Genomic DNA, 24,617 nt, shown 5'->3' on the forward strand with positions numbered 1-24,617 from the left:
CAACGAGATGAGGAGACGGATGCATGATCAAGGTGGTCTACGAAGTCGTGCCGCATGATGGCGGCTGGGCCTACAGGCTGGGAGGCGTCTATTCCGAGGCATTTCCGACCCATGCCGAGGCGCTCGAAGCTGCGCGTATCGTTGCGGCCGAACAGCAGGTCGGCGGCGATTCCGCCGAGATCAGCTGGCAGGACGAGAACGGCAAATGGCATGAGGAATATGCCGAGGGCGGTGACCGGCCGGAAACCGAAGTGGTGGACGCCCAGTGGAAGGACCGTGCGGCCGGGGCCTCGCAAAGCGTCTGATGCTGAAGCGTGGTACGATCCTCCGGGTTCGCCTCTCCGCTTCAGGTCGCCGGTTTTTCGCATGTCCCTGTGTCCGCACCGCTGCACGCTTTTGCGCGATATGCTTCTAGCCCTTGCCCGCCAATGCCAGCGCGACGATCGCGTCGACGAATTCACGTTTCTCCGCGGTATAGCGATCGCCATCCATCCTGAATTCAACCGCCAGCCTGCGCTTGAGCGCGGCATAATCGGCCGCCGCCTGCGGATGCGCGATGAGATAATCCCGGAAAGCCAGCCTGTTTCGATGCGTGCCGTTGCCGGCAGGGCAGAGGTAGACCCGTTCCGCCGGCACAGAACCTCTCGATAAGAACGCCCAGACCTCGTCGTCGTAGCGGTTGCCGCGGGGCTCGTAGTCCTGCGAGAGAAGCACGCGTGTTGCATCCTCGATATACTCGAGGCCGGGAAGGACGATATCGATATCGATGAGCGGTTTGGCAGCCATTGCCGGTATGGAGGTGCTGCCGATGTGATCGACGGAGAGCGCGTTCGGCAGCAAGGCCAGCAGCCTGGCGCGGATGTGCCGGAAGGCCTGTGGCCAGTGCGGATCATAGCTCACGAGTTCAACCGGCTTTTGCATGGTCATCTCCACCCAGGGGGTGGGATTAGCGCATGATTCTTGCCGGATATCGATTCCGATTTCCGCGTCAGGCGCCTGTGGAATAGCGGTGGTAGTCCTGCAGACCCTTGACCAGTGCGTCGAAGGTGACGCGGCAGCGCGGCGAGGTTTTCAGGCTCTCATGCATCGCCACCCATGTCCCGAGCGGAATGTTGAACACCTCGGGCAGGATATGAATCAGATCGGGGTTTTCCCGTGCCAGCCCGGTTTGGCAGATGCCGATGCCGACGCCGGCGCGGATGGCGGAAAGCTGCGCGAGATTGCTGTCGGACCGAAAGGCGAAATCGATGTCAGGCATGGAATAGCGGCTGATCATCAGGCGGATATAGGCCGTTTGCCGGTCGAAGCCGATGAGGCGGTGCCTTGCAAGATCGGCAAGGGTCTCCGGTAAGCCGTGGCGCTCGATATAGCGGCGATGGGCGTGGAAGCCGAGCGGAAGATCGCCGATCCGGCGCACGATGAGTGCATCTTGCCGGGGCTCGGCCATGCGCACGGCGATATCGGCTTCACGATTGAGAAGGTCCTCGATCGCATCGGATGCCGAGAGTTCGATCTGGAGTTCCGGATAGGTCTCCTGCAGCGGCCCGAGGATGCGCGGCAGGATCTCGACGCCGACGATCTCGCTGGCGCTGACCCTGACGGTGCCGGCCACGCTCTCGCGCTGGCCGGATGCCGTCCGCAAAAGTGCTGCCGTGGTTGCGGCGAGCGTTTCGGCATAGGGCTTCAGAGCCAGTGCGGTGTCGGTCGGCAGCAGGCCGTTCGGCGAGCGGGTGAAGAGTTCGGCGCCAATTGCTTCTTCCAGCGCGTCGACATGGCGGCCTATGGTCGGCTGGGTCAATCCGAGTTCGCGGGCGGCGGCCGAAAGCGAACCTTGCTGCAGCACGGTCAGAAAACTCCGGTAGAAATCCCAGCTCAGCTCGCTCATGTATTTTTGTATAACGGGCGCACTTATTTAGTCAATTTTGTTTATAAGAAGTAGCTGGCATCATGCCTTCATTCAATCGAAGGAGATGATCATGAGCAGCGACACGAACAAGACGGCCCTCGTTCTCGGTGCCACCGGCGGTATCGGCGGGGCGGTCGCCCGAAAGCTTGTCGAGCGCGGCTGGCATATCTGGGCGCTTAACCGCAATGCGGCCAAGGCATCCCGAAGCCAGCCGGCGTTCGAGTGGGTGCAGGGCGACGCCATGAATGCAGGCGATGTACTGAAGGCGGCGGAGGGCGCCAGCCTGATCGTCCACGCCGTCAACCCGCCCGGCTATCGCGACTGGGAAAAGCTGGTGCTGCCGATGCTCGACAATACCGTCGCGGCTGCCCGAAGCGTGGGTGCGCGCATCGTGCTGCCCGGCACGGTTTATAATTTCGGACCAGACGCGCTCCCGATGCCGACCGAGGAAAGCCCGCAGCATCCCGTGACCAAGAAGGGGGCGATCCGCGTCGAGATGGAGAAGCGGTTGAAGGCTGCGTCGCAGTCCGGCACCGGCGTCATCATTGTTCGCGCCGGCGATTTCTTCGGCCCGGGCACGACGTCAAACAGCTGGTTCTCATCGGCCCTGGTCACGCCGGGCAAGCCGGTCGCCACGATCAAGAATCCGGCGCGTCGCGGCATCGGTCATCAGTGGGCCTATCTGCCCGATGTGGCCGAAACCATGATCCAGTTGATCGCGCGGGCCGATCAACTGCCGCCGTTTGCCGTCTATCATATGGAGGGCTTCTGGGATGCTGACGGCATGCAGATGGCCGAAGCGATCAAGCGTGTGGCCGGCGGCAAGGCCAAGATCGCCGGCTTCCCCTGGTGGATCGTGCCGGTCGCCGCGCCCTTTATGCCGATCATGCGGGAGATCAAAGAGATGCGCTATCTCTGGAAGGTGCCGCTCAGAATGCGGAACGACAAGTTGACGGCCGAACTCGGCAAGGAGCCGCAGACGCCGATCGATGATGCGGTCAGGGCCTCGCTCGTGGCACTCGGCTGCCTGCCGGAGCCGCACCGCGAAACGGCCGCGGCCTTGATCAGCCATGTCGAGACCGGCCGTTAGGCGTCAAGCTCGGTCAGCGCGATCCGGGCCACCGTCAGGGCTTTCTCTGCCTGCTCGATGTTGGGATCGCCGAGGAACCAGGCAGCGGAAAGGCCGGAATAGGCGGCGATCCATTGCAGCAGCCGCTTCGGCTCGAGCCCGGCCTCGGCCGAGACGACGGCGAGCTGGCGGCGGAAGCGCTGGGGATCGGTAATCGTCGGCAGTTCCTCGTTGGCGAAGATGTTAGCGAAATCGAAGCCGCGCTCGCCGTGGAGCCGCTTCGGATCGATCGCCAGCCAGCCGCGCGTCTCGAAATCGAGGACATTCTCGTGGTGGATATCGCCGTGGAGGACGGCGAGGTCGCGCGGATCGGCAAGGAGGGCGTTGGCAATTGCGGAGCAATCGGCAAGCGTGCCGCCATGTTTGCCGGCGGCCGGTTCGAGATCGCGGAACCAGCGGCTGAGGGGTACGGGATCGGGAAGCGGCTTTTCGCGCGGTGCATGCAGCCGGGCTGCGGTGCGGCAGAGAATGCGGCTCGCCTCGTCATCTTCGCCGTCCATCGCCATGGCAAGCAGCGAGCGTTTCCCGGTTGCCCTTTCCAACAATACAGCGTCACCCTCGTGGGCGTAGACATGAGCCGCGCCGTCGCCGTCCCACCACCGCATCAGCAGTGCGCCATATCGTTCATCGATATCGGTCGCGACCTTCAGCATGGCGGGTCTCTCCTGCCAGAGGACCGGCAACAGGCGGCTCGAATGGGTGATGATGGGCTCGCCGTCTGAGATGAGGGACCAGCGATCGAGATAGGAAGCAAACATGCGTCCTATATAGGGATATTGAATGCAGAAATCCCACCTCTCGGCGGGATTTCTTGATGCGGATAGAAAGGCTCAGGCGACCTTTTCGAGGGCGGGATAGTCGATGTAGCCCTTGGCGGTGCCGCCATAGAAGGTCGACTGGTCGGGCGTGTTGAGCGGCAGATTCTTTGCCAGCCGTTCGACGAGATCGGGATTGGCGATAAAGGGCTTGCCAAAGGCGACGAGATCGGCGCGGCCGCTTTCGGCGGCATCGATCGCGAGATCGCGGTCATAGCCGTTATTGACCATCCAGCTGGCCTTGCCGCCAGCCTTTTCATAGGCTTGGCGCAGCGCCGCGTAATCGAAGGAGGGATTATCGCCCTGCTTGTAATCGCGCTCGCCGCCGGTCTGGCCTTCGACGACGTGGATATAGGCAAGGTCATATTTGGCCAGCCTCTCGACGACGTAAGTGAAGGTCGCCTGCGGGTTGGAATCGTAGCTATCGTTCGACGGCGTGACCGGCGAAATGCGGATTGCGGTGCGGCCGGCGCCGATCTCCTTCACCACGGCATCGACGACTTCGAAAGTCAGGCGGGCACGGTTTTCGATCGAGCCGCCATACCGGTCGGTTCGGTCGTTGATGCCATCGCGCATGAACTGGTCGAGGAGATAGCCGTTGGCGCCGTGGATTTCGACGCCGTCGAAACCGGCGTCGATCGCGGCGTGGGCGGCCTTGCGGTAATCCTCGATGATGCCCGGGATTTCAGCGGTTTCGAGCGCGCGCGGCTCGGAGGTGTCGGCAAAGCTGCCGCTGCCGTCGGCATTGACCAGATAGGTCTTGGACTTGGCGGTGCGGTTGGTGGAGGAGACCGGCTTGCCGCCGTCCGGCTGCAGCGTCGTGTGCGAGATGCGGCCGACATGCCACATCTGGACGACGATCTTGCCGCCGGCGGAGTGGACGGCATCGGTCACGCGCTTCCAGCCGTCGAGCGCTTCCTTGGTATAGAGGCCAGGCACGTTGGCATAACCCTGACCCTGATGGGTAATCGGGGTCGCTTCGGTGATGATCAGGCCTGATGTGGCGCGCTGGCGGTAATATTCGACATTGAGGTCATTGGGGATCGCGCCCGGCGAGCGGTTGCGGGTGAGCGGCGCCATGACGATGCGGTTCTTGACTGTGATGTCGCCAACTTTGGCGGGGTCGAAAAGCTTGGCCATGATAGTCCTTTCTTTAGCGGGAGGATCACTCGGCAGGGGCAAGCGCAGCTCGGCCCCTGGCGGAGAGATAGGTGAGCGCCGTCGCACCGAGGCCGATCAAGGCCATCAAGGCTGCGGCGAGCGGAACGCGGGTGAGATCGAAACCGGCGTCGATGACCAGGCCACCTGCCCAGGCGCCGAGCGCATTGCCGGTGTTGAAGGCGCCGATATTGATCGTCGAGACGAGGTTCGGGGCATCCTTGCCGAAACCGACGACGCCGACCTGAAGCGCCGGCACGGCGGCAAAACTTGCTGTTGCCCAGAGGAAGAGGGTGATTTCAGCCGGGATGAAGAAGCGGCTGGTATAGCTGAAGGCGAGGGAGGTGACGGCAATCGCGCCGAAGACGCCGGCAAGCGTGATGCCAAGGCGCCAATCGGCAAGCTTGCCACCGACGAGATTGCCGACGGTCAGCCCGAGGCCGATCAGGAACAGCGTCCAGGTGACACCCTCCGGTGAAACGCCGGTGACATCACGCAGCAGCGGCGCGATATAGGTGAAGAGGGCGAACATCGAGGCGGCGAAGAAGACGGTGGTGGAGAGCGCCAGCCACAGGCCGCCATTCTTGAGGGCGGCGATCTCGCGCAGGATGCTGCCGTTTTCCTGCTGCCTGTCCTTCGGCAGGATAGCGATCAGGCCTGCTATGGTGACGATGCCGATGACGGTGACGACACCAAAGGTGGCGCGCCAGCCATAGGCCTGGCCGATCGCGGTGCCGAGCGGCACGCCGAGAACATTGGCGAGCGTCAGCCCGGTGAACATCAGGGCGACGGCGCGCGCCTTGCGGTCTTCTGCGACGAGGCCGGCAGCGACGACCGAGCCAATGCCGAAGAAGGCGCCATGGCAGAGCGCGGTGACGACGCGGGCAATCATCAGCACCCAGTAGTCGCTTGACAGAGCGCAAAGCAGGTTGCCGGCGATGAAGAAGGCCATCAGCGCAATCAAGGCGGTGCGGCGCTTCAGCTTCGCAGTCGAAATGGCCATCACCGGCGCGCCGATTGCGACCGCCAGAGCATAACCGGTGACCAGCCAGCCGGCCTGAGGGATCGTCACCGAGAGGTCGGCGGCGACCTCCGGTAGCAGGCCCATGATGACGAATTCGGTGGTGCCTATCGCAAAGGAGCTCAAGGCGAGAACGAGAAGGGCGAGGGGCATTCTAGAGATCCTGTGTCAGCTGCTTCAGGAAAGCGGCGATCGTTTCTTCGTTGCGCTTGTAGAAGATCCACTGGCCGATGCGTTTGGTGGTGACGAGACCGGCGCGGTGCAGCGTTCCCAAATGGGCAGAGACCGTCGACTGTGACAGGCCGCAGCGCTCGAACTGGCTGGCGCAGACACCCATTTCGAATGGATGCTCCTGCGAGGGGAAATGTTCCTCGGGATTTTTCAGCCAACTCAGAATGTCCATCCGGGTGGGATGGGCGAGGGCCTTGATAATCTCGTCTTTGTCCATCGTCATTCGCCGAACTATAAATCGTGTTTAATCGATATATCGATCGTCAGGCAACGATATGCAAATCACGGAGGCGTGAGGCGGCGAGTTTTATTGAATGAGCAAATTTTGGGCAAAAAAAGAGGGCCACCGGAAAACCAGGGCCCTTTGAATTGTGAAGGTCAAAAACCTCCAGAGGGGAACAGCTAATGCGGTGGTACTGGGAGAGAAACCACAAAATGCATCAGCTGAGAGAGATATGGTGCTTCCTTGTGCAGGTTTCAATGCTTTTTTGTGCATGTCTGCTATGCGCCGCACAATTTTTTTGCGGTGCGGCATTTATCGAGGAGGCAAGGCAAAAAAAGAGGGCCGCTGGAAAACCAGGGCCCTTATAAGTGTGAAGGTCAAAAACCTCCAGAGGGGAACAGCTAATGCGGTGGAACTGGGAGGAAAAGCCACCATGTGCATCAGCTATGTGCGATATGGTGGTTTAATGGGCAAACGGCAACCCTTATTTGTGCATGCCAGTCATGCGTCTTCTGCATAGTATGCAAAACGTCGACAAATCAGGGCTTAAAAGTTCCAGTTTCTGGCCTTGCTGACGATGAAATCGCGGAAGGCTTTCAGTTTGGCAGCGTTCTTGATTTCGTCGGGATAGCAGAAATAGGTGTCGAAGGAGGGAACGTCGGCATTGATCGCCAGCTGAATCAGGCCGGGATCGCGGCCGACGATGTAATCCGGCAGGCAGGCGACGCCGATTCCGAGCAGGCAGGCGCGCTTGATCGAGGTCTGGCTGTTGATCTGCAGGTGCGGGATGCGCTTGTTGTCGGACGAGCGACCGGCGACCTCCAGCCAGTTGACATCGAGCAGGTAGCTCGGGGCCGGCTCACCGAACGTGATGATGCGATGATTGTCGAGATCCTCGATCTTCTGCGGCTCGCCATGGCGGTTGATGTAGGAGGGGGCGGCGTAGACGTGCATGTGCACGGTGAAGAGCTTGCGCTGAATGAGGTCGGACTGCTGCGGCTGGCGCAGGCGGATTGCGCAGTCGGCGTGGCGCATGTTCACATCCACTTCCTCGTTGTCGAGGATCAACTGGATCTGCACATCGGGATAGAGCTGGAGGAATTCCTGGATCTTGTCGGTCAGCCAACCCTGGCCGAGGCCGACAGTCGTCGTGACGCGCAGCTTGCCGGACGGCGTCTCCGTCGTTTCCGTCAGCTGCATCTTCACGGTTTCGAGCTTCAAGAGCACGTCATGGGCGGTGCGGTAAAGCAGCTCGCCCTGTTCCGTCAGAATCAGGCCGCGCGCATGGCGGTGGAAGAGCTTGGTGCCGACATCCTGCTCCAGCGCGCTCACCTGGCGGCTGATGGCGGATTGGGACAGATGCAGTTTGTCCGCCGCATGCGTGAACGAACCCGCCTCGGCAGCTGCGTGAAAAATACGCAGCTTGTCCCAATCCAATGGCATTCCCCCACCCCTCATGCCGATCTTACTCCGCTGCCACGGCGACGGGCATGTGGCCCGTCAGATAACGCTCGGCTTCAAGCGCCGCCATGCACCCCAGGCCGGCGGCAGTAATCGCCTGGCGGAACGTATCGTCGGTCACGTCGCCTGCGGCATAGACACCCTCCAGGCTGGTCGCGGTCGAATCCGGCGCCGTCCAGAGATAGCCATTGTCCTTCAGCTTCAGCTTGCCCTTGAAGAGTTCGGTCGCCGGGGCGTGGCCGATGGCGACGAAGACGCCGTCGATCGGCATCTCGGTGATCGTGCCGGTTCTGACGTCGCGCAGACGCGCGCCGGATACGGATGGCGGCATCGGGGGCTTGGCCGGTGCGCCGGTTATTTCGGCCACTTCGGTGTTCCACAGCACCTTGACGTTTTCCTTCGCGAACAGGCGTTCCTGCAGGATCTTCTCTGCGCGGAAGGAGTCGCGGCGGTGCACCAACGTGACCGATTTGGCGATATTGGAGAGATAGAGCGCTTCTTCGACGGCGCTGTTGCCGCCGCCGACCACGATCACGTCCTTCTTGCGATAGAAGAAACCGTCGCAGGTGGCGCAAGCCGAAACGCCGAAGCCCTGGAAATGCTGCTCGCTCTCGATGCCCAGCCACTTGGCCTTGGCGCCGGTGGCGATGATCAGCGTATCCGCGGTCCAGACCTGGCCGCTGTCGGTGCGGGCGACGAAGGGGCGCTGGTTCATATCGACTTCGGTCACGAGGTCGTTGACGATCTCGGCGCCGACATGTTTTGCCTGCTGCAGCATCTGCTCCATCAGCCAGGGACCCTGGATCGGATCGGCAAAGCCCGGATAATTCTCGACGTCGGTGGTAATCATCAGCTGGCCGCCCTGTTCGAGACCGGCGATCAGAACCGGCTTCAGCATGGCGCGCGCGGCATAGACCGCGGCGGTATAGCCGGCGGGTCCGGAACCGATGATGAGCACCTTCGTGTGGCGGGCAGGCATGTCATTTCCTTTCGACTGGCAGGAGAGCGGCGGCTAGGTGGCGATTGCGGCCGTTTCGCGGTCCATGCGCCATTTATGAACGTCCAATGCTATTATTCAAGGGCAGCCTTGCATTACCAACAAGGCAAATCGCCCTGTTGTGCAAGAATCCGTCATCACAGTGAAACTTTCTTGCGTATTCCGCCGCTTTATATAGAAGCTCGCCGCGGGGAATTAAAGAAAGGCCATGATGTGGGGCGCACGGAACTCGACGTCATCGACATAAAGATCCTCCGGGAGCTGCAGGCCGACGGCCGCATGACCAACGTCGAGCTCGCCGACCGCGTCGGCATCTCGGCGCCGCCCTGCCTGCGCCGAGTGCGCAAGCTCGAGGAAGCCGGGGTCATCGAGGGCTATCACGCGATGCTGAACAGCCCGAAACTCGGCTTCGACCTCGTCGCCTTCTGCATGGTCGGCCTCAAGCACCAGTCGGAAGGCAACCTCAAGTCTTTTGCCGCCGCCACCACCGAATGGCCGCTGGTGCGCCAGGCCTGGATGGTCTCGGGCGACAGCGATTTTCTGCTGCATTGCGTGGCGGAAAACCTCACCAGCTTCCAGGATTTCGTCATCGAAGTGCTGACGGCGAACGAGCACGTGGATACCGTGCGCACCATGCTGACGATCCGGCAGGTGAAGAAGCTGGGCCTGGTGGAAGTCTAAACGACTTCGAGCCTTGATCGCCGCTACTTGCGCGAGGCATAGCCGCCGCGGTTGATGCCGTGGCGCTGGAGCTTGTCGTAGAAGGTCTTTCTGGGAATGCCGAGCGCTTCGATGGTGCGGCGCACGTCGCCGTCATTGGCCGAGAGCGCGTCACGGATGATTTCCGCCTCATAGCGTTCCAGCCGTTCGGGAAGCGTGCCGCCCGTCGCCGGTTGAGGAATTGCTGCCGTTCCCCCGCCTTCAACGCCGAGCACCACGCGTTCGGCATAATGGGAAAGCTCGCGGACATTGCCCGGCCACGCATGGGCGGCAAGATGGCGGCGAACATTTTCTGAAAGCTGCGGGACATCGCGGCGGAAGCGCTCGGCGGCGCGCGCAGCGAAATGGGAAAACAGCAGCGGAATATCCTCGCGGCGTTCTCTCAGCGGCGGAATAGAGATCGTCACGACGTTCAGCCGGTAATAGAGATCCTCGCGAAAATCGCCGCGCACATCGGGATCTCCGAGGTCGATCTTGGCAGCCGCGACGACGCGCAGATCGACCGGGCGCACCTCGTTGGTGCCGAGCGGGGTGATTTCGCGCATCTCCAGCACACGCAGCATCTTGACCTGCGTAGCCAGAGGCATGCTTTCGATCTCGTCGAGGAAAAGCGTGCCGCCGCTTGCGTGTTCGATGCGGCCGGTGCGGCGCTTCTGGGCGCCGGTAAAGGCGCCGGCCTCGTGGCCGAAGAGCTCGCTTTCGATGACGGTTTCGGGGAGCGCCCCGCAGTTCAGCGCCACGAAATTGCCCTTCCGGCGGCGGCTCCACTGATGCAGGATCTGGGCGACGACTTCCTTGCCGCTGCCGGTTTCGCCGGCGACAAGCACGTCCACATCGGTATCGGCGATGTGGCGAAGAATGTTTCTCAAGTTTTCCATGACGGGCGTCTGGCCGATCAGGGGCAAGGTTTCCTGCGCGTTTTCGGCAGCCCTGCGCAGCATGCGATTTTCCAGGACGAGCCGCCGTTTTTCGCTGGCGCGGCGCACGCTTTGGACGAGCCGGTCGGCCGGAAAGGGCTTGGCGATGAAATCATAGGCGCCATCCTGGATGGCCTGGACGGCCATCGGAATATCGCCGTGGCCGGTCATCAATATCACCGGCAGGTCTGCATCCATGCCCTTGAGCGTGGCGAACATTTGCAGCCCGTCGATTTCCGGCATACGGATGTCGGTGACGATCGGGCCGGCAAAATCCGCCGGCAGATCCGCCAGCGCGGCTTTCGCACCGTCATAGGCCGAAACGGAAAAGCCGGCGAGTTCGAGCGTCTGGGCGGTGGCGCGGCGCAAATCCTTGTCGTCGTCGATCAGCGCGACGGGGCTTAATGTGTCCATGATCTCAAGCCCTCCTCAGGTGAACGATGAACCGGGTTCCCTTGTCGTCGCTGTCGACCTCCATTCGGCCGCCGTAATCGCCGACGATATCCTTGGAGATGACGAGCCCGAGGCCAAGACCCTTTTCCTTCGAAGTGTTGAACGGCGTGAACAGGCCTTTGCGGATTTCAGGCGAAATGCCGGGGCCGTTGTCGGCAACCGTCAGCGTCACCGTCTCCGCATCGACCGAGGTCCTGACTTCGACGCGGCCGAGATCGGCCTTCGGGGCAATCGCTTCCAGCGCGTTCTGAAGCAGGTTGATGAGCACCTGTTCGAGGCGGATCCTGTTTCCCATGACCTGCAGGTCGGCGGGCGGCAGGTCGATGTCGAGCGTATCCATGCGCCCGGCAAAGCGGCTGCGGAGCAGCATCACGGCCCCTTCGATGACGTCCTTTAAACCGGTCGGCTCGGCACTGCCGCGGCCCTTGCGGGCAAAGGTCTTCAGTTCCTCGGTGATCGCGCCGATGCGCTCCGTCAGCGCCGCGATGTCCTCGAGATTTTCGCCGGCGGGCGCGGTTTGGCCACGATCGAGGAAGGTGCGGGCGTTGTCCGCATAGGCACGGATGGTTGCGACCGGCTGGTTGATCTCGTGGGCGACGCCGGCGGCCACCTGGCCGAGGATCGCCAGGCGGTTCGCCTGCACGAGATCCTGCTGCACCGCCTGCAGCTTCTGTTCCGTGCTCCTGTGGCCGATGATTTCGGCCTGCAGCCGGTCGCGCGCCTGGCTGAGATCGAGCGTCCGCTCGACTACCCGCCGTTCCAGCTCCTCCCGCGCCTGCTGCTCCCTTGATATCCTGAGGGTGACCGCCTGGCGCCGGCGCAGCAGGAAGGCAGCGCCGGCAAGCAGCGGCAAGAGGGTGAGGAGCGCCAGCATGCGGGCTTCGCGAATTCCGGCATCGACGGAGGGGCCGAGCGCCACCAGATGCTGCAAATGCCAGGCCGTCTCGGGAACCGGCGTGCCGACATCGAGAAACCTGGTCTTCCCGGCGCCGCCCGGCATGACGATCTCGACGACATCGAGCCTGTCGCCAAGATTGCGGACGGTATCGAGCGGCAGGGGCTGAAGCGGCGCATCGCCGAACTGCAGGCTTTCGCGGATCGCGGTCAACCGATCCCCGGCGATCCGGCCGATCGTCATGAACCGCCACGACGGAATGCTGGTGATGAGGACGATGCCCCGGTCGTCGACGACGTAGGAGGGGGCGTCTGTGGCGTTCCAATCCGCCTCGACATCGTCGAATTCCACCTTGACCACGACGACACCGAGCAGGCCGTTGCTGCCGGATATCCGCTCCGAGATATAAAGACCGGGTTTCTTGCTGACGGTGCCCAGGGCGAAATGCTCGGCCTGTCCTTGGGCGACGGCGCCCTGAAAATATTCCCGGAAGCGATAGTCATTGCCGACGAAGCTGGTCGGCTCGCGCCAGTTGCTGGCCGAAACGGCCATGCCGTCCTTGTCGATGACATAGATGACGGCGGCCTTCGTGCCTGCCGCCAGCATTTCCAGTTTCTGGCTGAGCCGCTCGAAGGCGCCGGCATCGCTTGTCTCCAGTGCTGCGGCGAGCGCGTTGTCCTGTGACAGCACGAAGGGAAGGGCTCGGTATTTTTCAAGGACGGTGCGCAGCAAGGCCGCGTTAAGCCTTGCATCCATATGCGCCTGCTCCTCGAGAGCGGCCTCCGCCCGGTACCGGCCGATCTCGCCGCTTGCCCAGAGGCTTGCGGTGACGGCAAGGAGCGCGACGACCGCATAGGCCCACCACATCCGACGGATGCGATGGTGCAGGGGCAGGGCGGGCCACAGCGACGACACGGACAAAGACATGCGGAATTTGTGCATTTTTCGGCACTGGATGCAAATGGATTTGTGCGGATTTCCGCATTTCTTAAAGAAGCGTTGACGGGCTTAGAAATTATTAATCAACAAAATCAGTTATTTATGATGGCTTCACGAAACTGGCACGACGATTGCGAAGGAGCTGTCAACAACGGCTGAGCTGTTGGATTGAAGCGAACGGCTCGGGAGGCCGGAGTTCGTTCCGGACGAGCCTTTAGGAGGACATCATGATCGCAGCACCATCGCATGCAGTCGCAGAGAGCAAGGGCAGGAAGCCCTTCTATTCCCATCTTTACGTTCAGGTTCTCGCGGCCATCGCTGCGGGCATCATTCTCGGTCACTTCTATCCCGACCTCGGCACGCAGCTGAAGCCGCTCGGCGATGCCTTCATCAAGCTCGTCAAGATGGTGATCGCGCCGGTGATCTTCCTGACGGTGGCGACCGGCATCGCCGGCATGAGCGACCTGAAGAAGGTCGGTCGCGTTGCCGGCAAGGCGATGCTGTACTTCCTGACCTTCTCGACGCTGGCGCTCGTCATCGGCATGATCGTCGCCAATGTGGTCCAGCCCGGCGCCGGCATGAACATCGATCCGGCCTCGCTCGACCCGAAGACCGTCGCCACCTTTGCCGAGAAGGCGCATGAGCAGAGCATCGTCGGCTTCCTCACCAACATCATTCCGACGACGATCGTCGGCGCTTTTGCCGATGGCGACATTCTGCAGGTGCTGTTCTTCTCGGTGCTCTTCGGCATCGCGCTCGCCATGGTCGGCGAGAAGGGCGAGCAGGTCGTCAATTTCCTCAATGCCCTGACGGCTCCAGTCTTCAAGCTCGTCGCCATCCTGATGAAGGCCGCCCCGATCGGTGCCTTCGGCGCCATGGCCTTCACCATCGGCAAATACGGCATCGGATCGATCGCCAACCTCGCCATGCTGATCGGCACCTTCTATCTCACCTCGTTGCTCTTCGTGCTTGTCGTTCTCGGCGCCGTCGCCCGCTATAACGGCTTCTCGATCCTGGCGCTGCTGCGTTACATCAAGGAAGAGCTGCTGCTGGTCTTGGGAACCTCGTCTTCGGAGGCAGCGCTTCCGGGACTGATGAACAAGATGGAAAAGGCCGGCTGCAAGCGCTCGGTCGTCGGTCTCGTCATCCCCACGGGCTATTCCTTCAATCTCGACGGCACGAATATCTACATGACGCTGGCGGCCCTCTTCATTGCCCAGGCAACCGGCATCAATCTCTCCTGGGGTGACCAGATCCTGCTGCTCCTGGTGGCGATGCTGAGCTCCAAGGGTGCTGCAGGCATCACCGGCGCCGGCTTCATCACCCTTGCCGCGACCCTCTCCGTCGTGCCCTCCGTGCCGGTCGCCGGCATGGCGCTCATCCTCGGTATCGACCGCTTCATGTCGGAGTGCCGGGCGCTGACGAACCTCGTCGGCAATGCCGTTGCGACGATCGTCGTGGCGCGCTGGGAAAAGGAGCTCGACACCGTGCAGCTCGCCGCGGCGCTGGGCGGCCATGCCGAAGACACGTCTGCTGCCGGACTGCAGCCGGCGGAATAACCGGCAGGCTTGTTCGTCATTTCTGGATATTGCAGCGGCCCGTCATCTGACGGGCCGTTTCTTTTTCGGCTTCAGCCGCGGTTGTCGCCGAGGAGGCGAACATAGACGGCGCCGATTGCGGTTGCTTCTTTTTCCAGCGCGAAATTCGTCCTGACATGACGCAGCGCATTGTCGCCATGGGCAATCGCCAGAGTGGGGTCTGCAATGTAAGGGGCGATTGCCCGCGTCAGCGCCTCGCCGTCGCCGGCGGCTACCACCGAACCTGTCTCGCCTTCGGCGATGAGTTCGGCATAGGCGCCCGCATCCGATGCGACCACGGCGGTGCGCGAGGCCATGGCTTCGAGCGGCGTCAGGCCGAAACCTTCGTTGCGGGAGGGGGCGACGTAAAGTGTCAGGCGGCGATACCAGACCTTTATATCGGGCACTTCGCCGAGGAAGAGGATACGGTCGCTGAGGCCTGCGGCGGCGACTTCCGCCTTGAGCTTGTCGCCGAAAGCGGTGTGCTCAGCCGTCACCCGGCCGGAGACGACGGCGGTCCACTCGGGATGCTGCGGCAGCAGTTCGATCATCGCCTTGATGAAAAGATCGGTGCCCTTCTGATGGCGCACACGACCGAAACAGCCGACGAGATAGCGGCCGGGCAGGCCGGTGGCGGCAATGCCGTCTTCCGCCGTTTCCGGCGGGTGGAACAGGGAAAGATCGACGCCGTGCTGGATGACCGTATGGGGCACCTCAAGGAAGGAACCCGACCGGTCGCTGGTCGCAATCACCGCGTCCATGCGGCGGATCAGCCATTTCGTATAGGCGCTGTGGCGGCGCTGCGCGGCCGAGGTGAAGAGCAGCTTCAGCGGCATGCGCAGGAGATAGCGAAGCAGGATGCCGAAGGCCATCTCATTGTTGCGGCGGGCGTGCCAGACGCGGCGGCGCCGACGTGTCGGCGGGCGCCACAGGCCAAAAAGCTGCGGCCATGTCAGTTTCGCCAAGCCCTCCGGCAGACCGGGGCCGAGCGTTGCGATCCGGATGCCGAGCCGGATCTGGCACGGGATCAGCTGGACGATGGTCGACGTGACGCCGGAGAGCCGGCGCTTGAAATTGGGCGCGATGATCTCGACGTCACGCATATCAGGCAAGGGATGGGTCTCGTGTCTGGCGGGCGATCAGCCCCAGGAAACCTGGAGGATTTCGTAGGCCTTGGAGCCGCCGGGCGCATTGACCTCGATGGAATCGCCGACTTCCTTGCCGATCAGCGCACGGGCGATCGGGGAGGAGATGGAGATGCGACCGGCCTTCACGTCGGCTTCCTGGTCGCCGACGATCTGGTAGGTCTTTTCTTCCTCGGTGTCCTCGTCGACGAGCTTCACCTTGGCGCCGAACTTGATCTTATCGCCCGACATCTTGGTGAGGTCGATGACCTCGGCGCGCGCCGTCAGATCTTCCAGCTCGCTGATGCGGCCTTCATTGTGGCTCTGGGCTTCCTTGGCAGCGTGGTATTCGGCGTTTTCGGAAAGGTCGCCATGGGCACGGGCTTCGGCGATCGCCTCGATGATTCGAGGGCGCTCCTCCTGCTGACGCCAGCGCAGCTCTTCCTGCAGCTTGACGAAACCACCCGGTGTCATCGGTACCTTTTCAACCATTTTTCTGTCCTTCAGTCTCGTGTCCGCCGGCCCTTGCTTCAATGCAGTCAGGCACACACAAAAGAAAACAGGTCCCGAAGGGGAGCTTCGGAACCGTGCCACAATCCTAGTCGAACGCTTATAGCAGATCGCCAAGGCCGATTTCCAGAAAATTCGCATGGATGAAACGTAACCCACTGCGAGACCGAGAGATGCGCCCCGAAAATGGATAGCGGCGGGATTGCCTGTATTGACTTGCTCGATGAGAACATATAGTGAACATATGGATGAAGAAGTCTCTTGCAGAACGCTTGGCCATTCTTTCCGACGCCGCCAAATATGACGCCTCCTGTGCTTCCAGCGGCACGGTGAAACGCGATTCGAGCGCCAGCGGCGGGCTCGGTTCGACCGAGGGATCGGGCATCTGTCATGCCTATGCTCCGGACGGGCGCTGCATTTCGCTTCTGAAGATCCTGCTGACCAATTTCTGCATCTACGACTGCGCCTATTGCATCAATCGCTCGTCGAGCAATGTCGAGCGGGCGCGTTTTACGGCCGAAGAGGTGATCTGGCTGACGCTGGAATTCTACCGCCGCAACTATATCGAAGGCCTCTTCCTTTCCTCCGGCATCATTCGCTCGTCCGACTACACGATGGAGGAGATGGTCCGCATCGTCCGCGAACTGCGCATGACGCATAATTTCCGCGGTTACATCCATCTGAAGGCGATCCCGGAGGCGTCGCCAGGCCTGATCGAGGAGGCGGGGCTTCATGCCGACAGGCTGTCGCTCAATATCGAGCTGCCGACGGATAAAGGGATCACCCGCTTCGCGCCGGAGAAGAAGCCTGCGAATATCCGCCGGTCGATGGGCGATCTCAGGCTGAAGATCGAGGCGGCCGGGGAACCGACGCTCAAAACCAGGAAACGCCAGCGTTTTGTCCCGGCCGGTCAGAGCACGCAGATGATCGTCGGCGCCGATGGAGCAAACGACGCGACGATCCTTGCGACCAGCGGCCGCCTTTACAGCAGCTACGGCCTCCGGCGTGTCTATTATTCCGCCTTCAGCCCTATTCCCGACGCTTCGAAGAACCTGCCGCTCATCAAGCCGCCGCTGATGCGCGAACATCGGCTCTATCAGGCCGACTGGCTCTATCGGTTCTACGGTTTCGGCATCGAGGAGATCACCGCGAACCAGGCGGGCGGCATGCTCGACCTGGACCTCGATCCGAAGCTTGCCTGGGCGCTTGCCAACCGGGGCGACTTCCCCGTCGATGTGAACCGCGCCGATCGGGAGACGTTGCTGCGTGTGCCGGGTCTCGGCACCCGGACGGTCAAGGCGATCGTTTCGGCGCGCCGTTTTCGCCGCCTGCGGCTCGACGATCTCTCGCGGCTCGGCGTTTCGATCAGGAAGGTTCAATCCTTCATTTCAGCGGAAGGCTGGTCGCCGCGGCGGCTGATCGACCGCCCGGATCTGCGCGCCATGTTCGAGCCGCAGCCTGAACAATTGTCGTTGCTGTGATGCGCCGGGTCGTGCTTGCCGGACGCGGGGAGCTTGCCGAATGGCGCGATGCCGCACGCGCCCTGGCGGCCGCCGGCATATTGCCTGATGAGATCGATTGGCGTGAGAAAAGCGCGGAGGCCGATCTGTCGTTTCAAAGTGACGCGATGCCACCGGCGCCTGCGAAGGCCCGCAGGCAGATGACCGTGCCGCCCGGCTTCATCGAGCTTGCGGAGATCGTTCTCTGCCATTCCGATCCGGCGCGGTTTGCCCTGCTTTACCGGCTGTTGTGGCGGCTGCAACTGGACCGGCAATTGCTCGAAGTAGCCTCCGACGAGGACGTCGTGCGTGCCCGCCTGTTGGCGAAAAGCGTTCGGCGCGACGCGCACAAGATGACGGCCTTCGTCCGCTTCAAGGAGATCGGCGCGGTCTCCGCAGGCCGCCGGAAATTCCTCGCCTGGTTCGAACCGGACCACCACATCGTCAGGCGCACGGCTCCCTTCTTCCAGCGGCGTTTTACCGACATGGACTGGCTGATCGCCACGCCGAAGGGATCGGCCGCCTGGGACGGGGAGCGACTGACGATCACCGACGAGGCGTGCGAAAAGCCCAATCTCACCGATGCAACGGACGAACTCTGGCGGACCTATTATGCCAACATCTTCAATCCGGCGCGGTTGAAGGTGAAGGCGATGCAGGCGGAGATGCCGAAAAAATACTGGAAGAACCTGCCGGAGGCCGATCTCATTCCGGGGCTGATTGCCTCGGCGGAAAGCAAGGTGCGGGAGATGGCCGCGCGGGAGGCGACGCAATCGCTGCCCTTTCACGACCGGCTGCAGGAAGCTGCGCGCAGCCTTCCCGCCGAACCCCAGGCTCCCGCGGGCACATTGGTAGCACTGCGCGCGGGAGCCGCCGTCTGCACGCGTTGCCCGCTTCACGCCCATGCGACCCAGACGGTATTCGGGGAGGGGCCTGATGATGCGAAAGTGATGTTCGTCGGTGAGCAGCCGGGCGACCAGGAGGATATTGCAGGGCGTCCTTTTGTCGGCCCCGCCGGCAGGCTTCTCGATCAGGTGATATCAGAGGCCGGCATCGACCGTTCGACACTCTACGTCACCAACGCCGTCAAACATTTCAAATACGAGCCGCGCGGCAAGCGGCGCATTCACCAGAGGCCTAATATGGGCGAGGTCAAGCATTGCCGCTGGTGGCTCGATCAGGAGCTGGCGTTCGTCAAGCCGAAGCTGGTCGTCGCCATGGGCGCGACGGCGCTTGCGGCGTTGACCGATATGAAAGAACGCCTGCAGGATGTCAGGGGAAGAGCAATGCCGATCGAAGGAGGGCGCACGCTTTTCGTCACCGTGCATCCATCCTATCTGCTGCGCATTCCGGACGAGCGGCTGAAAACGGAAGAGCTGGCGCAGTTTCGCGATGATATGCTGAAAATTCAGCGGCTTATCGCATCAGCCGGATAAAGAGATTCCGGCTGATGCCGCGCCACCACCCATTGTGCGATGGCGCTTTCTATTCTCAGGCGAAGTAGCTCTGCAGCGGCCGGACTTCGAGATTGCCTGCCTTCAGCGCCTTGATCGCCTGGGCGGCGGCTTCGGCGCCGGCCATCGTCGTGTAGTAGGGCACCTTCTGCATCAGCGTCGCCCGGCGCAGCGATTTCGAGTCCGAGATCGCCTTGTTGCCGTCGGTGGTGTTGATGACGAGCTGGACCTGGCGGTTGCGGATCGCGTCCTCGATGTGCGGGCGGCCTTCCAGAACCTTGTTGATCTTGGTGGCGGTGATGCCGTTTTCGCCGAGGAAGCGGGCGGTGCCGCCGGTTGCCAGCACCTTGAAACCCTGTTCGACGAGGATGCGGATTGCCGGCAGCACGCGCGCCTTGTCCTCGTCGCGCACGGAGACGAAGACCGTTCCGTCACGCGGCAGTTCAACGCCGGCGCCGAGCTGCGACTTGGCGAAGGCCAGCGCAAAATCGGTGTCGAGACCGATGACTTCGCCGGTCGAGCGCATTTCCGGGCCGAGCAGCGTGTCGACGCCAGGGAAGCGGGCGAAGGGGAACACGGCTTCCTTAACGGCGATATGCGTGAGCTTGCGCGGATCGGGCTTCTGACCATAGGCGGCGAAGGTCGCATCGAGCTTCTCACCGGCCATGACACGGGCGGCGATCTTGGCGATCGGTGCGCCGATGGTCTTGGCGACGAAAGGCACGGTGCGCGAGGCACGGGGATTGACTTCGAGCACGTAGACCGTGCCGTCCTTGATGGCGAACTGGACGTTCATCAGGCCGCCGACATTGAGCGCCTTGGCCATGGCTTTCGCCTGACGCTCCAGCTCGTCGAGCAGTTCGACGGGCAGCGAGCGCGGCGGCAGCGAGCAGGCGCTGTCGCCCGAATGGATGCCGGCTTCCTCGATATGCTCCATGATGCCGGCGACATAGACGTCGGTGCCGTCGGAGAGGCAGTCGACGTCGACTTCGATGGCATGAGAGAGATAGCTGTCGAAGAGCAGCGGGTTCTTGCCGAGCAGGGTGTTGATCTGGCCGGTCTTGTCGTTCGGATAACGCTGCTTGATATCTTCAGGCACCAGTTCCGGAACGGTGTCGAGCAGGTAGGTCTGCAGCTGGCCTTCCGAATGCAGGATCTGCATGGCGCGGCCGCCGAGCACGTAGGAGGGGCGCACGACCAGCGGGAAGCCGATTTCGGCGGCGACCAGGCGGGCCTGCTCGACCGAATAGGCGATGCCGTTGTTCGGCTGGTTGAGATCGAGCTTCATCAGAAGCTTCTGGAAGCGGTCGCGGTCTTCGGCAAGGTCGATCATATCAGGCGCGGTGCCGAGGATCGGAATGCCGTTCTTTTCCAGCGCCTCGGCGAGCTTCAGCGGCGTCTGGCCGCCGAACTGGACGATGACGCCGACGACTTCGCCCTTTTCCTGCTCTGCGCGCAGGATCTCGATCACGTCTTCGGCCGTCAGCGGCTCGAAATAGAGGCGATCCGACGTGTCGTAGTCAGTCGAGACGGTTTCCGGGTTGCAGTTGATCATGATCGCTTCATAACCCGCATCCTTCAGCGCGAAGGCGGCGTGGCAGCAGCAATAGTCGAACTCGATGCCCTGGCCGATGCGGTTCGGGCCGCCGCCGAGGATGACGACCTTCTTGCGGTCGGAGACTTGGGCTTCCGAGCGGGCGGCGCCGACGAAGGGCGTCTCGTAGGTCGAATACATATAGGCGGTCGGCGAGGCGAATTCGGCCGCACAAGTGTCGATGCGCTTGAAGACCGGGCGGACGTTCAAACCGTTGCGGAGTTCGGCGACTTCCTTCGGGCGCTTGCCGGTGAGCGTCGCAAGACGCGCATCGGAGAAGCCCATCGCCTTCAGCATGCGCAGGTTGGCGGCATCATCAGGCAGGCCGTGTTCGCGGATGCGGGCTTCCATGTCGACGATGTTCTTGAGCTCCGCGATGAACCAGGGATCGATCTTGCAACCCTCGTGCACCTCTTCGATGCTGAGGCCCTGGCGCAGCGCCTGAGCGACCATGCGCAGACGGTCCGGCGTCGGTGTGCCGATCGCGGCGCGGATGGCGTTCTGGCTGGATTCGCCTTCCTCGAAATCGGGAATCTCGATTTCATCGAGGCCGGTCAGGCCGGTTTCGAGGCCGCGCAACGCCTTCTGCAGCGATTCTGCGAACGTGCGGCCGATCGCCATGACTTCACCGACCGATTTCATGGCGGTGGTCAGAACCGGCGAGGCGCCCGGGAATTTCTCGAAGGCGAAGCGCGGGATCTTGGTGACCACATAGTCGATCGACGGTTCGAAGGAGGCAGGCGTGGCGCCACCGGTGATGTCGTTTTCCAGCTCGTCGAGCGTATAACCGATGGCGAGCTTGGCGGCGATCTTGGCGATCGGGAAGCCGGTAGCCTTGGAGGCGAGCGCCGATGAACGCGAAACGCGCGGGTTCATTTCGATGACGACGAGGCGGCCGTCCGCCGGGTTGACGGCGAACTGGACGTTCGAGCCGCCGGTTTCGACGCCGATCTCGCGCAGCACCGCGATCGAGGCGTTGCGCATGATTTGGTATTCTTTGTCGGTCAGCGTCAGCGCCGGGGCGACGGTGATCGAATCGCCTGTGTGGACGCCCATCGGGTCGATGTTTTCGATCGAGCAGATAATGATGCAGTTGTCCGCCTTGTCGCGGACGACCTCCATTTCATACTCCTTCCAGCCGAGCACCGATTCTTCGATCAGCACTTCCGTGGTCGGCGAAGCATCGAGGCCGCCGCCAACGATCTCGAAGAATTCCGAGCGGTTGTAGGCGATGCCGCCGCCGGTGCCGCCGAGCGTGAAGGAGGGGCGGATGATGGCGGGAAGGCCGACATGATCGAGCGCCTGGGCGGCGATCGCCACGGCATGGTTCAAGTAGCGCTGCTTGCGATCGCTTTCACCGAGGTTCCACTGGTTTTCCAGCTCATCCAGGGCTTTGTCGAGATCGGCGCCGGAAAGGCTTTCGCGCAGCTTGGTGCGCTCGGCCTCGTGGGTCTTGCGGTCGAGATCCTTGATGTCGGTGGCATTAGCCAGCATCGAGCGCGGGGTTTCCAGGCCGATGCGGGCCATCGCCTCGCGAAACAGCGCACGGTCTTCGGCCATGTCGATGGCGGCCGGCTTGGCGCCGATCATTTCGACATTGTAGCGGTCAAGCACGCCCATGCGCTTCAGGGAAAGAGCGGTATTCAGCGCCGTCTGGCCACCCATGGTCGGCAGCAGCGCATCCGGGCGCTCCTTGGCGATGATCTTGGCGACGACCTCGGGCGTGATCGGCTCGACATAGGTGGCGTCGGCAAGGCCCGGATCGGTCATGATCGTTGCCGGGTTGGAGTTGACGAGGATAACGCGGTAGCCTTCCTCCTTCAGCGCCTTGCAGGCCTGGGTGCCGGAATAGTCGAATTCGCAGGCCTGGCCAATGACAATCGGTCCCGCGCCGATGATGAGGATCGATTTGATGTCTTGGCGCTTCGGCATGGGCGATATCCGTTTTCTAGCTGCGCAAAAAGCCGGCCAGGGTGGGAGATCACCAGGTCGGGTCGCGCATTGAGGTCTTTTCAGGCTAGAAGCGGCTTATAGGCAAATGTTTTTGCAAACGGAACCCCATAAATCACGGAATCGACAGGAATCCCGACATGGCGTGAAAGGCTATTTTCGGTCGGGCACGACGAGCACCCGGATTTCGCCGCCGCGCGCCGGATTGATGATCGCATCAGGCGCTTCGGAGAGACCGATCCGCCTTGAGATCAGTGGCTCGATCTTGACCCTGCCGGAGGCGATGAGATCGGCGGCGCGGCCATGGGTGAAAGGGTTGACGAAGGAGCCTGTCAGCCTGACCTCGCGAAAAAGCAGGTCGAAGGGCTCGATCTCGATCATCGCACCCTGCGCCATGACGCCGAGGATGACGGCGGTGCCGCCGCGCCGGGCAAGCCGGGGCGCCTGCTGCATCGTCTCGGTGACGCCAGCACATTCGAAAACGACATCGGCGCCGCCAGGCAGCAGTCCGTCTTCGGCCGTGATCCGGGCAATGACATCGCCGTCGCCTGGATTGGCTGTTGCGGTGGCGCCGAGGCTTTCGGCCAGCCGGCGTTTTTCGGCGCTTCGCGTGACCAGCACGATGCGGGTCGCGCCCGCAAGCCTTGCCAGCTGAACCGTGAGCAGGCCGATGACGCCGCCCCCGAGCACGATGGCAGAGGAGCCCGCCTGCAGCCCGCCGAGATCGACGCCGTGAATGCAGCAGGCGAGCGGCTCGCAGAAGGCGCCGTGAAGCGGATCGAGATCACCGGGCAGCGCGAAGGCCTGGCTTTGCGGCATCGAGACGTAATCGGCGAAACCGCCGTCGCGGTGGATGCCGATCGCCTGCAGCTTCCGGCAGAGATTGACGCGGCCGCGCCGGCACTCCTCGCAACGGCCACAAGAAATGTTGGGATCGCCGGTCACGCGCATGCCGGGGCGGAAATCGGTCACCCCAGCCCCGACCGCCTCGACGATCCCTGCGAATTCATGGCCGAGCGTTACCGGCGCTTTTGAGGGAAACTCGCCATGAAAGATATGGCGGTCGGTACCGCAGATGCCGCAGGCTTCGACACGGACCAGCAATTCGCCCGGGCCGGGCGCCGGCCTTTCAACCTCGCAGAGCTGCAATTTTCCTGTTGCTTCCAGGCGTACGGCCTTCATCGGCATTTCCTCCCGCATTCTCCTCTTGGTTCAGGAAGAGCGAAATCGGGAGTCCCGTCAAGCGTTTGGCAGCTCTTCCTTACGTGAAGCGGCGGCGCACTTCCTCGGTATAGCTGCGGCTGACCGGGATTTCCGTGCCGTCGCGGGTAAGGATCGTGAGCCTGCCATTGTCACGTTTGACACCCTCGACATGGGCGTCGGCCACCCAGTGCGAGCGATGGACGCGAAGGCCTGATGTTGAGGCGGTTTCCTTCAGCGCATCGGCGAAACGCAGGAGCACCAGTTCGCGCCCGCGGCTCGTCACCACCTCGGTATAATGATCGCGAACGGAGATGCGCAGCAGCGGGCCGCGGTTCTCAGGCTTCAGCCGGTCGAGGATCGAGGCGTCGGGATGGTTTTCCTCAGGTGCCGCAGCCTCGGCGATTTTTTCGCTCATCGCCATGTAACTCAAAAAACAGAAGAGGCCGCAGAGCGGTACCGAGAAAAGCGCGCGCCACAGGCCGCTTTCCAGCGTGGTCGCTTCGCCGGTGAAGGCATAGTCGACAAGGCCGATGGCAAAACCGATCGGCAGCGCGGCGGCGAGCGCGCCGGCCATCATGCGCGCGAACATCGAAACGATTATTCCCTGCAGCAGCCTTTCGGCGATGATCGCGCAGAGGATGGCGATTGACCAAGCGAGCGCATGTAGGCTCAGCCAATAGGCAAGGCGTTCGCCGAAGGCCATGCGCTCCATCGTGCCGTAGGGGCCGGTGAGGGCAAAGAGCAGGACTATCGCGGTGAAGGTTCCCCAGAAGCGCCAGGAATGGAGAAAGACCTGCAATTCGCGAAGCGTGGATTGCAAGAAAGGGTGATTCACGAAGTT

Annotated in this window: 22 protein-coding genes; 7 read left to right on the forward strand and 15 right to left on the reverse strand. The window is 62.3% G+C overall.

The annotated features are described in order from the left end of the window. Nucleotides 1-23: 23 nt before the first annotated feature. The gene (locus tag EFQ99_RS26710) at nt 24-305 is read left to right on the forward strand and encodes a DUF2188 domain-containing protein (RefSeq protein WP_126924219.1); all 282 of its coding nucleotides are present in this window, start codon (nt 24-26) and stop codon (nt 303-305) included. A gap of 106 nt (nt 306-411) precedes the next feature. Here EFQ99_RS26710 and EFQ99_RS26715 read toward each other — a convergent pair whose 3' ends face one another. Further along, nucleotides 412-927, reverse strand: a complete 516-nt coding sequence (locus tag EFQ99_RS26715) for a GrpB family protein (protein ID WP_126924220.1) — start codon at nt 925-927, stop codon at nt 412-414. Nucleotides 928-988: 61 nt separating this feature from the next. Then, nucleotides 989-1,885: a LysR family transcriptional regulator gene (locus tag EFQ99_RS26720; protein WP_126924221.1), complete on the reverse strand. Its 897-nt coding sequence runs from the start codon at nt 1,883-1,885 to the stop codon at nt 989-991. Nucleotides 1,886-1,976: 91 nt separating this feature from the next. Between EFQ99_RS26720 and EFQ99_RS26725 the strand changes: the two genes are divergently transcribed. After that, nucleotides 1,977-2,996 carry an NAD-dependent epimerase/dehydratase family protein gene (locus tag EFQ99_RS26725; RefSeq protein ID WP_126924222.1) on the forward strand — a complete coding sequence of 340 codons (1,020 nt, stop codon included), beginning with the start codon at nt 1,977-1,979 and terminating at the stop codon, nt 2,994-2,996. On the opposite strand, the gene EFQ99_RS26730 is transcribed toward EFQ99_RS26725, so the two are convergent. From EFQ99_RS26730 to EFQ99_RS26745, 4 genes are all read right to left on the reverse strand, one after another. Continuing rightward, nucleotides 2,993-3,793: an aminoglycoside phosphotransferase family protein gene (locus EFQ99_RS26730; RefSeq protein WP_126924223.1), complete on the reverse strand. Its 801-nt coding sequence runs from the start codon at nt 3,791-3,793 to the stop codon at nt 2,993-2,995. The genes EFQ99_RS26725 and EFQ99_RS26730 overlap by 4 nt on opposite strands. A gap of 72 nt (nt 3,794-3,865) precedes the next feature. Beyond that, nucleotides 3,866-4,990: an alkene reductase gene (locus tag EFQ99_RS26735; RefSeq protein WP_126924224.1), complete on the reverse strand. Its 1,125-nt coding sequence runs from the start codon at nt 4,988-4,990 to the stop codon at nt 3,866-3,868. A 25-nt stretch (nt 4,991-5,015) separates the two neighbouring features. Next, nucleotides 5,016-6,182, reverse strand: coding sequence for an MFS transporter (locus EFQ99_RS26740; RefSeq protein WP_126924225.1), 1,167 nt, complete (start codon nt 6,180-6,182; stop codon nt 5,016-5,018). A gap of 1 nt (nt 6,183) precedes the next feature. Beyond that, nucleotides 6,184-6,477 (reverse strand): ArsR/SmtB family transcription factor, encoded by a 294-nt coding sequence (locus EFQ99_RS26745; protein ID WP_126924226.1) that lies wholly within the window; start codon nt 6,475-6,477, stop codon nt 6,184-6,186. Nucleotides 6,478-6,631: 154 nt separating this feature from the next. Between EFQ99_RS26745 and EFQ99_RS26750 the strand changes: the two genes are divergently transcribed. Beyond that, nucleotides 6,632-7,003: a hypothetical protein gene (locus EFQ99_RS26750; protein ID WP_126924227.1), complete on the forward strand. Its 372-nt coding sequence runs from the start codon at nt 6,632-6,634 to the stop codon at nt 7,001-7,003. A gap of 26 nt (nt 7,004-7,029) precedes the next feature. Here EFQ99_RS26750 and EFQ99_RS26755 read toward each other — a convergent pair whose 3' ends face one another. Then, nucleotides 7,030-7,926, reverse strand: coding sequence for a LysR family transcriptional regulator VtlR (locus EFQ99_RS26755; RefSeq protein ID WP_004671024.1), 897 nt, complete (start codon nt 7,924-7,926; stop codon nt 7,030-7,032). Between the two features lie 22 nt (nt 7,927-7,948). Then, complete coding sequence (trxB, locus tag EFQ99_RS26760) at nt 7,949-8,923, reverse strand: thioredoxin-disulfide reductase (RefSeq protein ID WP_126924228.1); 975 nt, start codon at nt 8,921-8,923, stop codon at nt 7,949-7,951. A 231-nt stretch (nt 8,924-9,154) separates the two neighbouring features. On the opposite strand from trxB, the gene EFQ99_RS26765 reads away from it, so the two are divergent. Continuing rightward, nucleotides 9,155-9,622 carry an Lrp/AsnC family transcriptional regulator gene (locus tag EFQ99_RS26765; RefSeq protein WP_008530885.1) on the forward strand — a complete coding sequence of 156 codons (468 nt, stop codon included), beginning with the start codon at nt 9,155-9,157 and terminating at the stop codon, nt 9,620-9,622. Between the two features lie 23 nt (nt 9,623-9,645). On the opposite strand, the gene EFQ99_RS26770 is transcribed toward EFQ99_RS26765, so the two are convergent. Together EFQ99_RS26770 and EFQ99_RS26775 are read right to left on the reverse strand one after the other, a co-directional pair. Continuing rightward, nucleotides 9,646-10,992: a sigma-54-dependent transcriptional regulator gene (locus EFQ99_RS26770; protein WP_126924229.1), complete on the reverse strand. Its 1,347-nt coding sequence runs from the start codon at nt 10,990-10,992 to the stop codon at nt 9,646-9,648. A gap of 4 nt (nt 10,993-10,996) precedes the next feature. Beyond that, a complete protein-coding gene (locus tag EFQ99_RS26775) occupies nt 10,997-12,868 on the reverse strand; it encodes a sensor histidine kinase (protein WP_126924230.1) in 1,872 nt (623 codons plus the stop codon). A gap of 224 nt (nt 12,869-13,092) precedes the next feature. On the opposite strand from EFQ99_RS26775, the gene EFQ99_RS26780 reads away from it, so the two are divergent. Continuing rightward, the gene (locus tag EFQ99_RS26780; RefSeq protein ID WP_126924231.1) at nt 13,093-14,424 is read left to right on the forward strand and encodes a dicarboxylate/amino acid:cation symporter; all 1,332 of its coding nucleotides are present in this window, start codon (nt 13,093-13,095) and stop codon (nt 14,422-14,424) included. Nucleotides 14,425-14,495: 71 nt separating this feature from the next. Here EFQ99_RS26780 and EFQ99_RS26785 read toward each other — a convergent pair whose 3' ends face one another. Then, nucleotides 14,496-15,554 (reverse strand): glycosyltransferase family 4 protein, encoded by a 1,059-nt coding sequence (locus EFQ99_RS26785; protein WP_126924232.1) that lies wholly within the window; start codon nt 15,552-15,554, stop codon nt 14,496-14,498. Between the two features lie 27 nt (nt 15,555-15,581). Continuing rightward, nucleotides 15,582-16,058 carry a transcription elongation factor GreA gene (gene greA, locus EFQ99_RS26790; RefSeq protein ID WP_003565408.1) on the reverse strand — a complete coding sequence of 159 codons (477 nt, stop codon included), beginning with the start codon at nt 16,056-16,058 and terminating at the stop codon, nt 15,582-15,584. 266 nt (nt 16,059-16,324) lie between these two features. Here greA and EFQ99_RS26795 point away from each other — a divergent pair, with 266 nt between their 5' ends. Beyond that, a complete protein-coding gene (locus tag EFQ99_RS26795; protein WP_126924233.1) occupies nt 16,325-17,557 on the forward strand; it encodes a putative DNA modification/repair radical SAM protein in 1,233 nt (410 codons plus the stop codon). Next, on the forward strand, nt 17,557-19,011 hold the full coding sequence (locus EFQ99_RS26800) for a UdgX family uracil-DNA binding protein (protein WP_126924234.1): 1,455 nt from the start codon (nt 17,557-17,559) through the stop codon (nt 19,009-19,011). The genes EFQ99_RS26795 and EFQ99_RS26800 overlap by 1 nt, the downstream gene beginning before the upstream one ends. Before the next feature lie 55 nt (nt 19,012-19,066). Here the strand turns inward: EFQ99_RS26800 and carB are convergent, their stop codons facing one another. From carB to EFQ99_RS26815, 3 genes are all read right to left on the reverse strand, one after another. Beyond that, on the reverse strand, nt 19,067-22,555 hold the full coding sequence (gene carB / locus EFQ99_RS26805) for a carbamoyl-phosphate synthase large subunit (protein ID WP_126924235.1): 3,489 nt from the start codon (nt 22,553-22,555) through the stop codon (nt 19,067-19,069). A gap of 171 nt (nt 22,556-22,726) precedes the next feature. After that, a complete protein-coding gene (locus EFQ99_RS26810) occupies nt 22,727-23,755 on the reverse strand; it encodes a zinc-dependent alcohol dehydrogenase family protein (RefSeq protein ID WP_126924236.1) in 1,029 nt (342 codons plus the stop codon). Nucleotides 23,756-23,834: 79 nt separating this feature from the next. Further along, nucleotides 23,835-24,611, reverse strand: a complete 777-nt coding sequence (locus EFQ99_RS26815) for a LytTR family DNA-binding domain-containing protein (RefSeq protein ID WP_126924237.1) — start codon at nt 24,609-24,611, stop codon at nt 23,835-23,837. Between the last annotated feature and the right edge of the window lie 6 nt (nt 24,612-24,617).

Origin of the sequence: Rhizobium vallis (genome assembly GCF_003985155.1) — a bacterium.
Lineage (GTDB): Bacteria > Pseudomonadota > Alphaproteobacteria > Rhizobiales > Rhizobiaceae > Rhizobium > Rhizobium vallis.

What these genes read in the sequence shown, in the direction of transcription:
- EFQ99_RS26710 (WP_126924219.1), top strand. Translation starts at nt 24, where the DNA reads ATGATCAAGGTGGTCTACGAAGTCGTGCCGCATGATGGCGGCTGGGCC.
- EFQ99_RS26715 (WP_126924220.1), bottom strand. Translation starts at nt 927, where the DNA reads ATGACCATGCAAAAGCCGGTTGAACTCGTGAGCTATGATCCGCACTGG.
- EFQ99_RS26720 (WP_126924221.1), bottom strand. Translation starts at nt 1,885, where the DNA reads ATGAGCGAGCTGAGCTGGGATTTCTACCGGAGTTTTCTGACCGTGCTG.
- EFQ99_RS26725 (WP_126924222.1), top strand. Translation starts at nt 1,977, where the DNA reads ATGAGCAGCGACACGAACAAGACGGCCCTCGTTCTCGGTGCCACCGGC.
- EFQ99_RS26730 (WP_126924223.1), bottom strand. Translation starts at nt 3,793, where the DNA reads ATGTTTGCTTCCTATCTCGATCGCTGGTCCCTCATCTCAGACGGCGAG.
- EFQ99_RS26735 (WP_126924224.1), bottom strand. Translation starts at nt 4,990, where the DNA reads ATGGCCAAGCTTTTCGACCCCGCCAAAGTTGGCGACATCACAGTCAAG.
- EFQ99_RS26740 (WP_126924225.1), bottom strand. Translation starts at nt 6,182, where the DNA reads ATGCCCCTCGCCCTTCTCGTTCTCGCCTTGAGCTCCTTTGCGATAGGC.
- EFQ99_RS26745 (WP_126924226.1), bottom strand. Translation starts at nt 6,477, where the DNA reads ATGGACAAAGACGAGATTATCAAGGCCCTCGCCCATCCCACCCGGATG.
- EFQ99_RS26755 (WP_004671024.1), bottom strand. Translation starts at nt 7,926, where the DNA reads ATGCCATTGGATTGGGACAAGCTGCGTATTTTTCACGCAGCTGCCGAG.
- trxB (WP_126924228.1), bottom strand. Translation starts at nt 8,923, where the DNA reads ATGCCTGCCCGCCACACGAAGGTGCTCATCATCGGTTCCGGACCCGCC.
- EFQ99_RS26770 (WP_126924229.1), bottom strand. Translation starts at nt 10,992, where the DNA reads ATGGACACATTAAGCCCCGTCGCGCTGATCGACGACGACAAGGATTTG.
- EFQ99_RS26775 (WP_126924230.1), bottom strand. Translation starts at nt 12,868, where the DNA reads ATGCACAAATTCCGCATGTCTTTGTCCGTGTCGTCGCTGTGGCCCGCC.
- EFQ99_RS26780 (WP_126924231.1), top strand. Translation starts at nt 13,093, where the DNA reads ATGATCGCAGCACCATCGCATGCAGTCGCAGAGAGCAAGGGCAGGAAG.
- greA (WP_003565408.1), bottom strand. Translation starts at nt 16,058, where the DNA reads ATGGTTGAAAAGGTACCGATGACACCGGGTGGTTTCGTCAAGCTGCAG.
- EFQ99_RS26795 (WP_126924233.1), top strand. Translation starts at nt 16,325, where the DNA reads ATGAAGAAGTCTCTTGCAGAACGCTTGGCCATTCTTTCCGACGCCGCC.
- EFQ99_RS26800 (WP_126924234.1), top strand. Translation starts at nt 17,557, where the DNA reads ATGCGCCGGGTCGTGCTTGCCGGACGCGGGGAGCTTGCCGAATGGCGC.
- carB (WP_126924235.1), bottom strand. Translation starts at nt 22,555, where the DNA reads ATGCCGAAGCGCCAAGACATCAAATCGATCCTCATCATCGGCGCGGGA.
- EFQ99_RS26810 (WP_126924236.1), bottom strand. Translation starts at nt 23,755, where the DNA reads ATGAAGGCCGTACGCCTGGAAGCAACAGGAAAATTGCAGCTCTGCGAG.